13 protein-coding genes are annotated in these 13042 nt (G+C 70.2%); 7 read left to right on the top strand and 6 right to left on the bottom strand.

Annotated features, from left to right (window positions below):
- The first annotated feature begins 70 nt into the window (after positions 1 to 70).
- Positions 71 to 703 carry an HAD family hydrolase gene (locus tag ACIOHP_RS49295; RefSeq protein ID WP_401898332.1) on the top strand — a complete coding sequence of 211 codons (633 nt, stop codon included), beginning with the start codon at positions 71 to 73 and terminating at the stop codon, positions 701 to 703.
- Between the two features lie 116 nt (positions 704 to 819).
- Here ACIOHP_RS49295 and ACIOHP_RS49290 read toward each other — a convergent pair whose 3' ends face one another.
- On the bottom strand, positions 820 to 1356 hold the full coding sequence (locus tag ACIOHP_RS49290; RefSeq protein WP_401898301.1) for a DUF4232 domain-containing protein: 537 nt from the start codon (positions 1354 to 1356) through the stop codon (positions 820 to 822).
- A 206-nt stretch (positions 1357 to 1562) separates the two neighbouring features.
- On the opposite strand from ACIOHP_RS49290, the gene ACIOHP_RS49285 reads away from it, so the two are divergent.
- Positions 1563 to 2303 (top strand): hypothetical protein, encoded by a 741-nt coding sequence (locus tag ACIOHP_RS49285; RefSeq protein WP_401898299.1) that lies wholly within the window; start codon positions 1563 to 1565, stop codon positions 2301 to 2303.
- A gap of 22 nt (positions 2304 to 2325) precedes the next feature.
- On the opposite strand, the gene secY is transcribed toward ACIOHP_RS49285, so the two are convergent.
- On the bottom strand, positions 2326 to 3639 hold the full coding sequence (secY, locus tag ACIOHP_RS49280) for a preprotein translocase subunit SecY (protein ID WP_401898297.1): 1314 nt from the start codon (positions 3637 to 3639) through the stop codon (positions 2326 to 2328).
- 179 nt (positions 3640 to 3818) lie between these two features.
- Between secY and ACIOHP_RS49275 the strand changes: the two genes are divergently transcribed.
- Together ACIOHP_RS49275 and ACIOHP_RS49270 are read left to right on the top strand one after the other, a co-directional pair.
- On the top strand, positions 3819 to 4949 hold the full coding sequence (locus ACIOHP_RS49275) for a glycosyltransferase (protein ID WP_401898294.1): 1131 nt from the start codon (positions 3819 to 3821) through the stop codon (positions 4947 to 4949).
- Positions 4950 to 5120: 171 nt separating this feature from the next.
- Complete coding sequence (locus ACIOHP_RS49270; protein WP_401898292.1) at positions 5121 to 5768, top strand: TetR/AcrR family transcriptional regulator; 648 nt, start codon at positions 5121 to 5123, stop codon at positions 5766 to 5768.
- A gap of 299 nt (positions 5769 to 6067) precedes the next feature.
- Here ACIOHP_RS49270 and ACIOHP_RS49265 read toward each other — a convergent pair whose 3' ends face one another.
- Genes ACIOHP_RS49265 through ACIOHP_RS49255 form a run of 3 tightly spaced genes read right to left on the bottom strand, consistent with a single transcriptional unit; the run spans position 6068 to position 8385 of the window.
- Entirely contained in the window at positions 6068 to 6700 is a 633-nt protein-coding gene (locus ACIOHP_RS49265; protein WP_401898291.1) for a TetR/AcrR family transcriptional regulator, read from the bottom strand.
- On the bottom strand, positions 6697 to 7404 hold the full coding sequence (locus ACIOHP_RS49260; protein ID WP_401898288.1) for an alpha/beta hydrolase: 708 nt from the start codon (positions 7402 to 7404) through the stop codon (positions 6697 to 6699). Before ACIOHP_RS49260 ends, ACIOHP_RS49265 begins: the two co-directional genes overlap by 4 nt.
- A gap of 45 nt (positions 7405 to 7449) precedes the next feature.
- Positions 7450 to 8385 carry an SDR family NAD(P)-dependent oxidoreductase gene (locus tag ACIOHP_RS49255; protein ID WP_401898286.1) on the bottom strand — a complete coding sequence of 312 codons (936 nt, stop codon included), beginning with the start codon at positions 8383 to 8385 and terminating at the stop codon, positions 7450 to 7452.
- 266 nt (positions 8386 to 8651) lie between these two features.
- On the opposite strand from ACIOHP_RS49255, the gene ACIOHP_RS49250 reads away from it, so the two are divergent.
- Together ACIOHP_RS49250 and ACIOHP_RS49245 are read left to right on the top strand one after the other, a co-directional pair.
- On the top strand, positions 8652 to 9491 hold the full coding sequence (locus ACIOHP_RS49250; protein ID WP_401898284.1) for an oxidoreductase: 840 nt from the start codon (positions 8652 to 8654) through the stop codon (positions 9489 to 9491).
- Between the two features lie 94 nt (positions 9492 to 9585).
- The gene (locus ACIOHP_RS49245) at positions 9586 to 10443 is read left to right on the top strand and encodes an SDR family NAD(P)-dependent oxidoreductase (protein ID WP_401898282.1); all 858 of its coding nucleotides are present in this window, start codon (positions 9586 to 9588) and stop codon (positions 10441 to 10443) included.
- 274 nt (positions 10444 to 10717) lie between these two features.
- Here the strand turns inward: ACIOHP_RS49245 and ACIOHP_RS49240 are convergent, their stop codons facing one another.
- On the bottom strand, positions 10718 to 12160 hold the full coding sequence (locus ACIOHP_RS49240) for an aldehyde dehydrogenase (RefSeq protein WP_401898281.1): 1443 nt from the start codon (positions 12158 to 12160) through the stop codon (positions 10718 to 10720).
- 210 nt (positions 12161 to 12370) lie between these two features.
- Between ACIOHP_RS49240 and ACIOHP_RS49235 the strand changes: the two genes are divergently transcribed.
- The gene (locus ACIOHP_RS49235) at positions 12371 to 12865 is read left to right on the top strand and encodes a TetR/AcrR family transcriptional regulator (RefSeq protein WP_401898329.1); all 495 of its coding nucleotides are present in this window, start codon (positions 12371 to 12373) and stop codon (positions 12863 to 12865) included.
- Positions 12866 to 13042 lie beyond the last annotated feature (177 nt).

The following is a 13042-nucleotide window of genomic DNA, read 5'->3' as shown; positions in this document are numbered from 1 at the left end:
GCCGATTCCACCATGACGGCCAGGTCCCGCGACGTGCCGCCGGGCTAGGGTCGGCGGCACGCGTCTTGCCCTGTTCGACCTGGACGGCACCCTGGTCGACCGTCGTGCCGCGTTCGCGGATGCCATAGCCGAGCTGGCCCACGACCATGCCTACGGGCCGGAGATCGAGGGCTGGTTGCGCACCGAGTTGGCCGAGAGCGCGGACCGCGCCGACTTCGAGCGGCTGCGGGACATGTTCGAGGTCAAGGAGTCGGCCGGGCATCTGTGGCGGGTGTACGTCGATCGCATGGCGGCCGCCGTGCACTGCCGGCCCGCCGTACTCGACAGCCTGACGCGGCTGAAGGACGCCGGCTGGAGCATCGGGGTCGCGACCAACGGTGCCAGTGACATCCAGCGCGCCAAAGTCCGGGCCACCGGTCTCGCCGATCTGATCGACGGGATCGCCGCGTCCGGTGACATCGACGTGCGCAAGCCCGACGCCCGGCTCTTCGAGCTCGCCGCCGCCCGGTGCGGCACGCAGTTGACTCCCGACGACTGGATGACCGGGGACAACCCCGAGTCCGACATCGCCGGTGGCGCGGCGGCGGGTCTGCGCACGATCTGGGTGCGCGGGCGTGCCTGGCCCGAAGGCCTCGGGATTCCGCACCACACGGCTGACGATGTCGTCGAAGCCGTCGACTACCTCCTGGAGCACTCGAGGTGAGGTGGGAGCCGTCGCGGTTCCCGCGATGAACACATGTGTGCGTGCGTGGTGCTCGCCGAACGACGACGCTCGGCTTGGGGGCCTGCCCTGAGGCGGGGCCCAGGCGACGCGGGCCGTCAGAACGTCGGACCGGTGCCCTTCACCAGCGGAGTGATGTCGATACGGCCCTTCTGGAGGACCTCACCCAGCTTCCAGGCCGTGTCGAGGTGGTGGTAGGAGTCGGGCGGCGTGACCTCCAGGCGGGTGGGGTTCTTTTCGGCCGTGGTCGGTTCACCCGCGGCAGGTACAGCTGCCCAGTGCAGCCGGGTGTAGGCGCTCTGTCCCGGCTTGAGGGTGATCAGCGTGACCCGGCCGCGGTCGCGGACGACGTGGGTGGTGACGTCCTTGTTGTGGGTGTTGAGGAGTTGCAGCCCCACGTATCCCTCGGTCCGGACGGTCCTGTGGGTCTTGTTGGTGAGAATCACCGTCGCGTAGCGCTGCCCCGCCCCGGAGTCCAGCGCATGCACGCGGACGGACAGCGAGGACGTGTCCGCCCAGCCCGGCCGGGTCGCGGCCTGCGACGGAGACGCGGTGACACCGATCAACGCCGCTGCGGCGACCGCCGAGAGGGCGGCAGGAGTGACAACGCGGTGAATGCGTCGGCTGAAGAACATGGTGTGTCCCTTCCAGGTGCCTCATGTGAGGCCTTCCGATAGGTATGAGGCCTTCTCGGAAGGGTCGGTTCGCACACCTTCCGCTTCTTTACGTCCTGGTGGCCACTGTTGAACCACCCTTGGGTGTCTCGTGACCGACGGCCCGCGATTGCTCGTTGTGCGATCATCGCCTCTCACATGTGTGAACGGTTCCGAGGAGGCACTGAGTGATTTCCGAGCCGGAGACGGGCGCGGGGATCGATCCGCTGGAGTCCCCCGAGATCATGGACGACCTCGTGCAGCGGTCTCCTGTACACACCGCGCGCCGGAGGCCCTGGCTGTGGGCTCTGGGTGGCGCGTTGACGGCCTCCGCGCTCTGGGCGGCGGGGGTCCTCCTGCTCGGCCCGGGGGACGGGAGCACTGACGTGCGCAGCTATCGGCTGGACCAGGAATCGTGCGAGGCAGCGCGGTTGGCCTCACTTCGCGAGGAACTCGCGCTGAAGAGCGTTCCCGACACGTCGCAGAACGAGCTGCTGAGGCACCCGGCTCTCGACCAGGTCCACTGCTCCCTGTCCTTCCAGGGCGGTTCCCGGGCCGAGCCAGGCGGACACTGGGCGGTGACCACCACCATCGGCATCTCCGTGGCACTGCACAAAAAGGCCGATCCCCGGGGTGAGTTCGATGCCGACCGGCAGGTGACGGACGCCGGCGTCGTGGCGGCGGACCAGGTGCGGACGGTGCCCGATCTCGGCGACGAGGCGTTCGTCATCGCCGAGGACATCGGGCACACCGAACTCAGGGTGCGCGACGGAGCCGCGGTCCTGATCCTGAGTCTGGCCACCACCAGCTACTACGAGGGGGACGCCGACACCGTCGGCGAGGCGCCCGACCTCCCGGACGTGTCCGCCTACTGGCCCGCCATGATCAGCGATGCGCGTGAGCTCACGGCCACGTTCCGGCATACGTAGGCGTGCCCGGTGAGCCGGCCCCTCAGCGCAGGAAACCCTCGTAGTGGCGCTGCTGGAGTTGGCTCTCGATCTGCCGGACGGTCTCCAGACCCACGCCGACAATGATCAGGATGCTGGTGCCGCCGAACGGGAAGTTGTTCGTCGCGCCGAACCCGACCAGCGCGACGGTGGGGACGAGGGCGATCAGCCCCAGATACAGGGAGCCCGGCCAGGTGATCCGGGTGAGGACGTACGACAGGTACTGCGCGGTCGGGCGGCCGGCCCGGATGCCGGGGACGAAGCCGCCGTACTGCTTCATGTTGTCCGCGACCTCGTCCGGGTTGAAGGAGATCGAGACGTAGAAGAAGGCGAAGAAGACGATCAGCAGGAAGTACGCCGTGAGGTAGATCGGGTGGTCGCCCTTGGTCAGGTTCTGCTCGATCCAGGTCTTCCAGCCGTCGTCGCCGCCTGCGAACTGCGCCACGAGGGCCGGGACGTAGAGCAGCGAGGAAGCGAAGATGACCGGGATCACGCCGGCCTGGTTCACCTTGAGCGGGATGTAGGTGGACGTGCCGCCGTAGGCGCGGCGGCCGACCATGCGCTTCGCGTACTGCACGGGGATGCGGCGCTGTGCCTGCTCGACGAGGACCACCAGACCGACCATGACCAGGCCGACGAGGATGACGGTGCCGAACTCGATCCAGCCACCGCCCAGCGTGCCCTGCTTCTTGATGGCCCACAGCGCCGACGGGAAGGTGGCGGCGATCGAGATGAACATCAGGATCGACATGCCGTTGCCGATGCCGCGGTCGGTGATGAGTTCACCGAGCCACATCACGAGCGCCGTACCGGCGGTCATGGTGATGACCATGACGATCGTGGTGAAGATCGAGCGGTCCGGGACGATGGACGACGCGGCGGTGCAGCCGGAGAACAGAGCGCCGCTGCGGGCGGTGGCGACGAGGCCCGTGCCCTGGAGGACGGCGAGCGCCACGGTCAGGTAGCGGGTGTACTGCGTGATCTTCGCCGTACCTGCCTGGCCCTCCTTCTTGAGGGCTTCCAGGCGCGGGATGACCACGGTCAGCAGTTGGAGGATGATGCTCGCCGTGATGTACGGCAGGATGCCGAGCGCGAAGATCGTGATCTGGAGCAGCGCGCCGCCGCTGAAGAGGTTGATCAGCCCGAACAGCGCCTGGTTGCCGGAGGCTTGCGAGACGCATTCCTGCACGGACCTGTAGTCGACGCCCGGGATCGGGACATGCGTACCGATCCGGTACACCACGATGACGCCCAGCGTGAAGAGCAGCTTCCTGCGCAGGTCAGGCGTCCTGAACGCCTGAATGAACGCGGCGAGCACAGAGCCTCCTGCAGTGAAGCGGCATGACACCGACGGTCACCGCTCTCGAGCGGCAACGGACACACCGCCATGAGATCACACGTATCTCCGATACGTCACACATCGGGGCAGTGCATGCATGTGTCTCGCCCCACATATTGGATAGGGGCACACTTTATTCAATGCCCTACGCTGAACACATGCGTATCCTCTTCTCCAGCACTCCGCAGCACGGCCACCTGCTGCCGGAGCTCCCCCTCGCCCGCGCCTTCCGCGACCGCGGTGACGAGGTCGCGGTGATCACCTCGGCGTCCTTCGCCTCGCTGTTCGCCGCCGAAGGCATCACCCTGCTTCCCGTCGGCCCCGAGATCCACGAGCTGCTCGTGGAAGCGGCCCGGCTGGCCGGCGTGGACGACCCGACGGTGCCCGACCCGGCCGTGGCCGCCGAGTTGTTCGCCGGCGCCCGGATCGACCTGACCGCGGACGCCGCGATCGCCGCCGCCCGGGAGTTCGGCCCGGACCTGATCGTCGCCGAGGCCACCGACTACGTCGGCCCGCTCGTCGCCGCCGCCCTCGACCTGCCCTACGCCAAGCTCGCCTTCGGCCCCCTCATCCCCTCCCGGTTCACCGACGCCTTCGACGCGGTGGCCGAACGCCGGTACAAGGAGCGCGGCCTGACCGTGCCCCGGCCCACCTGGTACCTGGATCCCTGCCCCGAGGCACTGCGGGGCCCGGACTGGGAGTCGCCCCAGGGGCGCCTGCCCCTGCGCCCGGAGGCCCACCGCGGCCCCGGCGCCCCCGCGACGCCCGCCACGTCCGTCGGCAGCGGCGGTGCCCGGCCCAGGGTGCTGCTCTCCTTCGGCACCCACTTCGCCGCGCCCCAGGTGCTGCGCCCGGTCATCGAGGCCCTCGCGGCCAGGGCCGACCTGGTGGTGACCCTCGGTCTGACCGCCACGGCCGCCGACTACGGCGACGGCTTCGACCATGTCGAGTTCGTCGGGTTCACCCCGCTGGCCGAACTGCTCGACGGCATCGACCTGGTCGTCACCCACGGCGGAGCCGGAACGACCCTCGGCACCCTCTCGCGCGGTCTGCCGATGGTGGTGGTCCCCCAGGGCGCCGACCAGTTCCTCCAGGCGGGCGCCGTCGCCGGCGCGCGCACGGGCGTCGCCGTCATGCCGCCCGCCGGGCCCGCCGCGGTCGCGGAGGCGGTGGTCGAGGTGCTCGACACCGACGAGTACCGGACCAACGCGCGCCGTGCCGCCGAGCAGATCGCGGCCATGCCCTCGCCTCGCGAGGTCGCCGACGAGCTGGCCGGGCTGGTCGGCTGACAGCTGCGGCCGCCAGGCGAAGGCCTTCCACGTGAGCGGTCCCGGCGTACGGCGCCGGGACCGCTCAGTGCCGTGGGGCGACGGGAACCTGCACTCCGGAGGCCCGGAGGCGGCCAGGCATCATGGGCGGTGGGCGGCAGAGACGAGGCGTCCGGGACCGGAGAGGAACCCATGAGCGCACGGACCAGCGGCCAGCGGCGACCGTACCGTAACGACAAACGGGCGGAAGCCGCCGCGGGCACCCGGGCGACGATTCTCGACACCGCCCTGCGGCTCTTCGTCCGGGACGGGTACGCGAAGGTCACCATCGGCGACATCGCGCGGGAGGCCGGGACCGCGGTGCCCACGGTGTACGCGAGTACCGGCGGCAAGTCCGCCATCCTCACGGTCCTCATGAACCGCGGAGTGGACGATCCGGTCGTGGAACGGACACTGGAGGAGGTCCGCTCCGCGACCGATGCCAGGGCCGCGATCAACGCCATGGCGCACGGGGTGCGTCTGGACAACGAACGTCATCTCGACATCGTCCAGGTCATGATCACGGCCGCCGCCGTGGAGCGCGGTGTCGAGGAGGAGCTCCACCATGTGGCCGCGGCCTACCGCCAGGCGCTGGGAGTGCTCGCGGAACGCCTGGCGCAACTGGGCGCGCTCCGCGCCGGCCTGAGCCAGGAGCGTGCCACCGACATGCTGTGGTTCCTGTTCGGGTTGCCGTCCTGGCGCCTGTTCATCGCGGAACACCACTGGTCCTGGGAAGAGACCGAGCACTGGCTCGCACAGCAGGCGGCCGCCGCTCTCATCGCGGAGCCGGGGACCGGCTGACCTCTCCGCGGCGGTCGAGGTGGACGGGGAGCCGGCCCCCAGTGGGCCGCGGTGGGCCTCCGGGCGCAGGGGCAGGCGACGCTGGGGCGCTGCCGGTCCGGGCCCCGCAGGGCGGTTGCCGAGAAACGTGTCGCGATGGGGTGGCTCGTGGAGCACGCGCCCGAGATACCCGGGGGCCTTGACGTTGATCTCGGCCGGGCGCCACCGCCTGCTCATCGGCGTGCGAGGCGGACCTGCAGACCAGGGCGACGGACGTGCCTTCCGTGGCCGGAGCGCGGGCCGAATTCATGCTCTCGTTCTCAGTCCGAGGGGCGACGGTAGGCGCCGTGCCACCAGATCCGGGCGAGTTCCCGGGCGAGGGCGGTGTCGCCGCTGCCGGCGTCGACGGCGATGTGGTGAGCGATCGCCTGGGCGCCGCCCCAGACGATGACGCGGCTCGCGGCGGTGACGTCGAGGTCGGCTGGGGCCGATCCGGCGGCCTGTTCGGCGCGCAGGGTCCGCCGCACGGCCTCGTCGAAGCCCTCGAGGTCGGCTGTGTAGAAGTCGCTCACGGCCGGGTCGTAGGCCGCCGCCTCACGGACCGCGGTGAGCACGCCCTGGTGCGCACGGTGGATCGTGATCACCTCCTCGAAGAACCGGGCGAACCGCTCGGCTCCGTCCTGGCCCGCGCCCGGGTCCCACTGCCGGGCCAACTCCAGCAGGGATTCCCGCAGTTGGTCGGTGAGCCGGACCAGGACCTCCGGCTTGCTCTCGAAGTGCGCGTAGAACGTGGCCCGGGACACGCCGGCCTCCTCCAGGATCCGCTGGACGCTGATCTCGGAGAAGGCCTCGCCGGAGTCGAGCAACCGCTCCAGGGTGCTCATCACCCGCGCCCGGGTCGCCGCCGCGCGTGCGGCGTGGTGGTCCGCCTGGCGTCGGGTGACGGGTCTCATCGGACGCTCTGGGCGATCTCGTCGAGGAGGTCGGCGAGCTTGTCCGGCATGGAGAGCAGCGGGCTGTGGCCGCTGGGCAGGTGGTACGTGGTGCCGGTCCGCTGGGCGAACGGCTCCTGGTAGGCGGGTGGCAGGCTCTGGTCGTCGTCGCAGAACACGTAACTGGAGGGGAGGGCCTTCCACGCGGCCCGGTTCACCGGCTCGGCGAAGGAGAGCGCGCTCTGCGGCAGCAGCCGGGCGAGGGCGGCGTCCCTCTTGTCGTCGGGCACATCGTTGTAGAGCGTCGTGCCCGGGTTCTCCCGGACGGGGATGACGCCCTCCACCGTGGTGAGGTCCGGCTGTTCGCCGCCGAAGCACGTCATCAGGCTCTCCCCCTCGTCGAGGGCGAAGGCGGACACGTACACCAGGTGGGCCACGTTGGCCGCGCCGACGGCCGCCTGGGTGACGGGGGCGCCGCCGTAGGAGTGTGCGACGACCACGAGAGGTGCCTCGAGGGTGTCGATCGCCTCGCGGACCACGCGGGCGTCGTCCAGCAGGCCGGGGAGCCTGCCCTCCGCTCCCTCGGGGACGACGCTCGGCAGGTCGACGGTGTGGCTGGTCAGGCCGCGCTCGGTGAGGAGGTCCTGGAGCTCGCGCCAGCACCACGATCCGTGCCATGCCCCGTGCACGAGGAGGAAGTGCGGGGCGCGCGTGTCGTCGTTCATGTTGTTCCTTCATAGGTCCTGTGCGGGTTCGGCGCCGTGCGTGGGTCAGCCGAGCAGGGGCAGTGCGAGGTCCCACAGGCGGTCGGCCGCGGTGGGGTCGACCGACCACCGCGCGACACCGCCCATCACGTCGGGGCCTCCGTCGACCACCTCGGACTCCTGGTTGTCCTCGAAGTAGCTCCCGTTGACGCCGTCGAGGAGCGGTGACGCGGCCAGCAGCACCGTGGTGGCGGCGCCCTGGGCCGGGTTCTTGTAGTAGTCCGGGGTGAGCAGGTTGCCGTCCGCGTCCATGGCGCCGAGCGCCCGCATGGTCGCCGGGTCGAGGTGGCGGGTGAGGTTGGTGTGGATCCAGCCGGGCGCGCAGGCGTTGGCGGCGATGCCGTCCTCGGCCCAGCGGCGGCTGATTCCCACGGCGAGCAGCACGTCGGCGGTCTTGGACTGGGCGTAGGCGAGGAACGGGTCGTAGGGGCGGTGCTCGAACTGCGGGTCGTCGAAGTCGAAGCCGGCCCGCAGCTGCGCGCCGGAGCTGACGACGGTGACGCGGGGGGCGTCGGCGGCCTGGAGAGCGGGGCGCAGGCCCATGGCGAGGGCGAAGTGGCCGAGGTAGTTGACGGCGAGCTGCATCTCCCAGCCCTGCGCGTTGACCTGCCGGGTCGGCAGCATCATCACGCCGGCGTTGGCGACGAGGGCGTCGAGGGGCCCGCTCCAGTCGGCGCAGAAGGCGCGGACGGAGGCCAGGTCGGAGAGGTCGAGGGCGGCGGTCCGTACGCCCGGCAGCTCCTTGGCCAGTGGCTCGGCGGCGGCGGGGTCGCGGGTGGCGACCGTCACCTGGGCGCCCGCACCGGCCAGTGCGCGGACCGTCTCGACGCCCAGGCCGGAGGCCCCACCGGTGACGATCATGCGGCGCCCGCTCAGATCGACTCCGGCGAGCACGTCCGCCGCGGTGGCGCGCGGTCCGAACGGGATGGTTGTCGAGGTCATACCTGTGCCGCCTTCGGAGGGGGTGGGTTTCTCGGCGCCTCAACCATACAACGTGTTCATACATGTCGACTGCCTCGCGGCCGCGCGAGATACATGTGTGACTGGGTGTTCCCATGTGGACCGTACGCGTGGCGATCAGCAGCGCAATGACTTACATGTCACCTCTCGTCGCCCGTCAGAGGCGCGAAGACCGCCAGCCAATCGACGCAAGCCCGATGCCGCCCCAGCCGAGAGAGTGGGCCGAAAGCGACAAGAAGGGCAATCCCATGGCTTCTACATGGTTGATCACCGGTGCGTCCCGAGGGTTCGGGCGTGCCTTGGCGGAAGCGGTGCTGGAGGGCGGCGACCAGCTCGTGGCGACCGCGCGTCGGCCGGAGCAGCTCGCCGACCTCGTCGACCGGTACGGCAACCGGGTGCGGACCGTGGCGCTGGACGTCACCGACCCCGTCGCCGCCCGGGACGCCGTCCAGGCCGCCGTCGACGCCTTCGGGCGGCTGGACGTGGTCGTGAACAACGCCGGGTACGCCAACAGCGCCCCGATCGAGGAGATGGCGGAGGACGACTTCCGGGGCCAGTTCGAGGCGAACTTCTTCGGCGTCGTCCATGTCACCCGGGCCGCCCTGCCGGTGCTGCGCGCGCAGCGCTCGGGGACGTTCGTGCAGTTCTCCTCGCTGGGCGGTCGGGTGGGCGGCACGCCCGGGATGGGTGCCTATCAGAGCGCGAAGTTCGCGGTGGAGGGCTTCTCCGAGGTGCTGGCCAACGAGGTGGCGCCCTTCGGTCTGACCGTCGTCATCGTCGAGCCGGGTGCCTTCCGGACCGACTGGCAGGGCTCCTCGATGGAGCTGCACGCCGTGGGTGCCGACTACGAGGAGACCGTCGGCGCCATGAACACGTACCGGGCGGAGAACAACGGCACCCAGCCCGGTGACCCGGTCCGCGCAGCCCGGGTCCTCATCGACGTCGTACGACATGACGACCCGCCGCGCCGGCTGCTGCTCGGTGCCCAGGCCGTGACGATGGCCCTGGAGGCGGGTGAGGCGCGCGCCGCCGAGACCCGCAAGTGGGCCGAGGCGAGCGGCGCGGCGGACTTCCCGGCCGGGGAGTAGGCACCCCCGCCGCCCATTCGTCCCCTCCCCCCGTTCACGTCCATCCCCCTGACGACACATCTGTACCTGTCATCCGATCCGAAGGAGATATCTCATGTCCCGCAAGACCTGGCTCATCACCGGTGCTTCCAGCGGTCTGGGCAAGGCCCTGGCCGAACACGTGCTGGCCCACGGTGAGCAGGTGGTGGCGACGGCGAGTTCGACGCGCGCCACCACCGAACTGGCCGCGCGTTATCCGGAGACCGCGCTGGCGGTCAAGCTCGACGTCACGGATGCCGGCGACCGGGTCGCGGCGGTCCGTGCCGCGCAGGAGCGCTTCGGTGGCATCGACATCCTCGTCAACAACGCGGCCATCGACTTCGTGGGCGCGCTGGAGGAGCAGGAGGAGAGCGACTATCGCCGGCTGTTCGAGGTCAACTTCTTCGGCGCGGTGGAGCTCACGCGCAGGGTGCTGCCCGGTATGCGGGCGCGGCGCAGCGGCATCGTCGTCAACGTCTCCTCGATGGACGGCCTGGCGAGTCTGCCGGCCAACGGCTACTACTCGGCGAGCAAGTTCGCGCTGGAGGGCTTCACCGAGGCCCTGTGGCAGGAGATCGAACCGATCGGCCTGCACGCGATGATCATTCAGCCGGGTTCGTTCCGTACGGGTATCGAGAACCGTACGAAGGTGTCCGGCGAGGGCATCGAGGACTACGCCGCCACCGCGGGGGCGTTCCGGGCGATGATGAGCAGCCTTACGCCGGAGATGTTCCCCGGTGACCCGGAGCGGGCGGCCGAGGCGATCTACCAGGCCGTCGGCGCACCGGAGTTGGCGCACTGGGTGGTGCTGGGCAGCGACGCCCAGCGGCGCATCGGCGTCAAGCTGGAGCAGTTGCGGGCGGAGTTCGAGGCGGGCAGGGAGCTGGCGCTCAGCACGGACTTCCCGGGGGCCGCGGACCACGCGGTTCTCTGACGGACGGTCCCTCCCGCCCTGTGGCCGCCTGACCGGGGGCCGCGCCGGATATGGGGGGCGTCCGCCCGGGCCCAGGCCGTCGACCGCGCCTTCGGCCCGCGGACGGTGGTCGGCGCTCACCCGGCGGGCCTGACGCACTCCCTGGCCCGCGCGCCCGGCCGAGCGCACCGCACCCGACGCCGGCCAGCTGGACCCGTTCCTGCTGCTACTGCGTTCGGCAGCGGACCCGGAGGCCGCGGTGGGGCTCCCCGACCCGAGGAGCCCCTGCCGGAGGTCAGACGGTGATCGTCTTGTACTCGGTGTAGGTGCCGAGCCCGACCGCGCCGTACTCGCGGCCGATGCCGCTGGCCTTGAAGCCGCCGAACGGGCCGTCGAAGGCGACGGAGGCGCCGTTGACGGTGATGGTGCCGGTGCGGACCCTGCGGGCGACGGCGAGCGCGTGTTCCTCGTCGGCGGACCAGACGCCACCGGACAGGCCGTACTCGGAGTCGTTGGCGATGCGCACGGCCTCGTCCTCGTCGTCGTAGGCGATGACCACCAGGACCGGGCCGAAGATCTCCTCCTGGGCGATGCGCATGGAGTTGTCGACGTCGGCGAAGACGGTGGGTGTGACGTAGTTGCCCTTCTCCAGGCCCTCGGGGATCTGCGGGCCGCCGGTGACCAGGCGGGCGCCTTCCTCGATGCCGAGCTGGATGTAGTTGCGTACCCGCTCCTGCTGGTCGGGGCGGATCATCGGGCCGATGAAGGTGTCGGGGTCGCCCGGGTCGCCGACCTTCAACGACTCCACCAGCGTCTTGAGCCCGCTCACGACCTCCTCGTACCGGCTGCGCGGGGCGAGAATGCGGGTCTGGGCGATGCAGGACTCACCGTTGTTGAGCAGGGAGCCGAACTTCACGCCCGCGACGGCCTTGTCGATGTCGGCGTCGGGCAGGATGATCGCGGCGGACTTGCCGCCGAGCTCCAGGCTGACCCGCTTGAGCTGCTCGCCGGCGATCGAGGCGATACGGCGCCCGGCACGCGTCGAGCCGGTGAAGGCGATCTTGTCGACGTCCTGGTGCGACACCAGGTACTCACTGGTCTCACGGTCGGCGGGCAGGACACTGATCACTCCCTCGGGCAGGCCCGCCCGCTCCAGCAGCTCGGCCAGGAAGCCCATGCTCAGCGAGTTCTCCGGGGAGACCTTCAGGACCACCGAGTTGCCCGCGAGCAGGGAGGGGATGATCTTCGAAGTAGCGGAGGAGAAGGGCGAGTTCCACGGGATGACGGCGGCGACGACGCCGATCGCCTCGCGGCGCACCACGCTGCGCACCGGGGCCGCCGGGTCGGAGGGGACGAGCGTCTCCTCCCAGGCGAACTCCTCGGCCGCCTTCAGGTAGGCGTTGGCCTGGCGGGTCAGACCGGGCTGTCCGGCGCGGGTGAACCAGCCGGCCGAGCCGTTCTCCAGCGAGATCAGGGAGGCGATCTTCTCCGCGTTCTCCTCGCGCAGCGCGTTGAACCGCCGCAGGACCGCGATCCGCTCCGCGGGCGGGGTCAGCCGCCACTCCCCCGCGTCGAAGGAGGCGCGGGCCGCGGCGACCGCGCGGTCGATGTCCGCCAGCTGGGCCTGCGCGGCACGGCCGACCACGGCCTGGTCGTGCGGTGAGGCGATGTCCAGCAGCTCCGGGTTGCTCGGCTCAACCCAGGAGCCTGCGATGAAGAGCCGGTCGTAGGTGATCATGTGCTTTCTCTCTTCTGATGCGCTTCGGTGCTTTCGATTCAGCTCGTTCAGCCTTGCTCTTTAACTGCCACTTCAATGTAGCACTTGATATCTGTACATGCACATCATCGTGGTTTTAGTTCTTTTGATGCTCCACATGAGCGATATTCTTCAAGGATGAGAGCCGACGCAGCACGCAATCTGGCAGCCGTCCTGACGACCGGGGCCCGGATGCTCGCCGCCGACCCAGGTGTGAGCGTCGCGGGCATCGCCGCCGAGGCGGGCGTCGACCGGCGTACCGTCTACCGCCGCTTCGCCAACCGCGAAGAGCTGCTCGCCGCCATCTACGAAACCCGGCTCTCGGCCATTGAGCGGGCCCTCGAGGACGCGCGCCTGCGCGAGGCCCCTGTCGCCGTCGCGCTGCACCGCTACGTCGAGAACATCATCGTCATCAACCGCACCTGGCCGGTCGATCTCGCCCGCATGCTCGCCGACGGGGAGGTACGCCGACGCAGGGACGCCTGCCTCGCCGAGGTCGACACCTTCCTCCGCCGCGCCGCCGAGGAGGGGGTCCTGCGCCGGGACCAGCCGTCGGGGTGGGCCCAGTCCCTGCTGGTGGAACTGGTGAACCTGGCCGCACAGCAGTTGTCACACCTGAGTGCGGGGCAGGCCGCGGATGTGGTGGTCGACACGTATCTGCGGGGCATGGGCCCTCAAGCTACCTGACACTTACCCCTTTCACCCTCTATGTCGCCGTATCGGTGCAGAGGGGCTTCCGGAGTCGGCGGGGACGGGCGTGTACATGGCTTAAGACGTCGTACGCCCCGGACCGCGGTCGGCGTATGACCGTCACATGACTGATGTGTCCGGTTTCGTTGCGGACGAGAGTGTGTCCCGGCACCC

This window comes from Streptomyces sp. NPDC087859, from assembly GCF_044742595.1.
Lineage (GTDB): Bacteria > Actinomycetota > Actinomycetes > Streptomycetales > Streptomycetaceae > Streptomyces > Streptomyces canus_F.
Note: the sequence above shows the minus strand (reverse complement) of the source record. Positions and strands in the feature narration are given on the sequence as shown.

What these genes read in the sequence shown, in the direction of transcription:
- ACIOHP_RS49270 (WP_401898292.1), top strand. Translation starts at nt 5,121, where the DNA reads ATGAGCGCACGGACCAGCGGCCAGCGGCGACCGTACCGTAACGACAAA.
- ACIOHP_RS49255 (WP_401898286.1), bottom strand. Translation starts at nt 8,385, where the DNA reads ATGACCTCGACAACCATCCCGTTCGGACCGCGCGCCACCGCGGCGGAC.
- ACIOHP_RS49290 (WP_401898301.1), bottom strand. Translation starts at nt 1,356, where the DNA reads ATGTTCTTCAGCCGACGCATTCACCGCGTTGTCACTCCTGCCGCCCTC.
- ACIOHP_RS49275 (WP_401898294.1), top strand. Translation starts at nt 3,819, where the DNA reads ATGCGTATCCTCTTCTCCAGCACTCCGCAGCACGGCCACCTGCTGCCG.
- ACIOHP_RS49260 (WP_401898288.1), bottom strand. Translation starts at nt 7,404, where the DNA reads ATGAACGACGACACGCGCGCCCCGCACTTCCTCCTCGTGCACGGGGCA.
- ACIOHP_RS49240 (WP_401898281.1), bottom strand. Translation starts at nt 12,160, where the DNA reads ATGATCACCTACGACCGGCTCTTCATCGCAGGCTCCTGGGTTGAGCCG.
- ACIOHP_RS49265 (WP_401898291.1), bottom strand. Translation starts at nt 6,700, where the DNA reads ATGAGACCCGTCACCCGACGCCAGGCGGACCACCACGCCGCACGCGCG.
- ACIOHP_RS49250 (WP_401898284.1), top strand. Translation starts at nt 8,652, where the DNA reads ATGGCTTCTACATGGTTGATCACCGGTGCGTCCCGAGGGTTCGGGCGT.
- ACIOHP_RS49235 (WP_401898329.1), top strand. Translation starts at nt 12,371, where the DNA reads ATGCTCGCCGCCGACCCAGGTGTGAGCGTCGCGGGCATCGCCGCCGAG.
- ACIOHP_RS49245 (WP_401898282.1), top strand. Translation starts at nt 9,586, where the DNA reads ATGTCCCGCAAGACCTGGCTCATCACCGGTGCTTCCAGCGGTCTGGGC.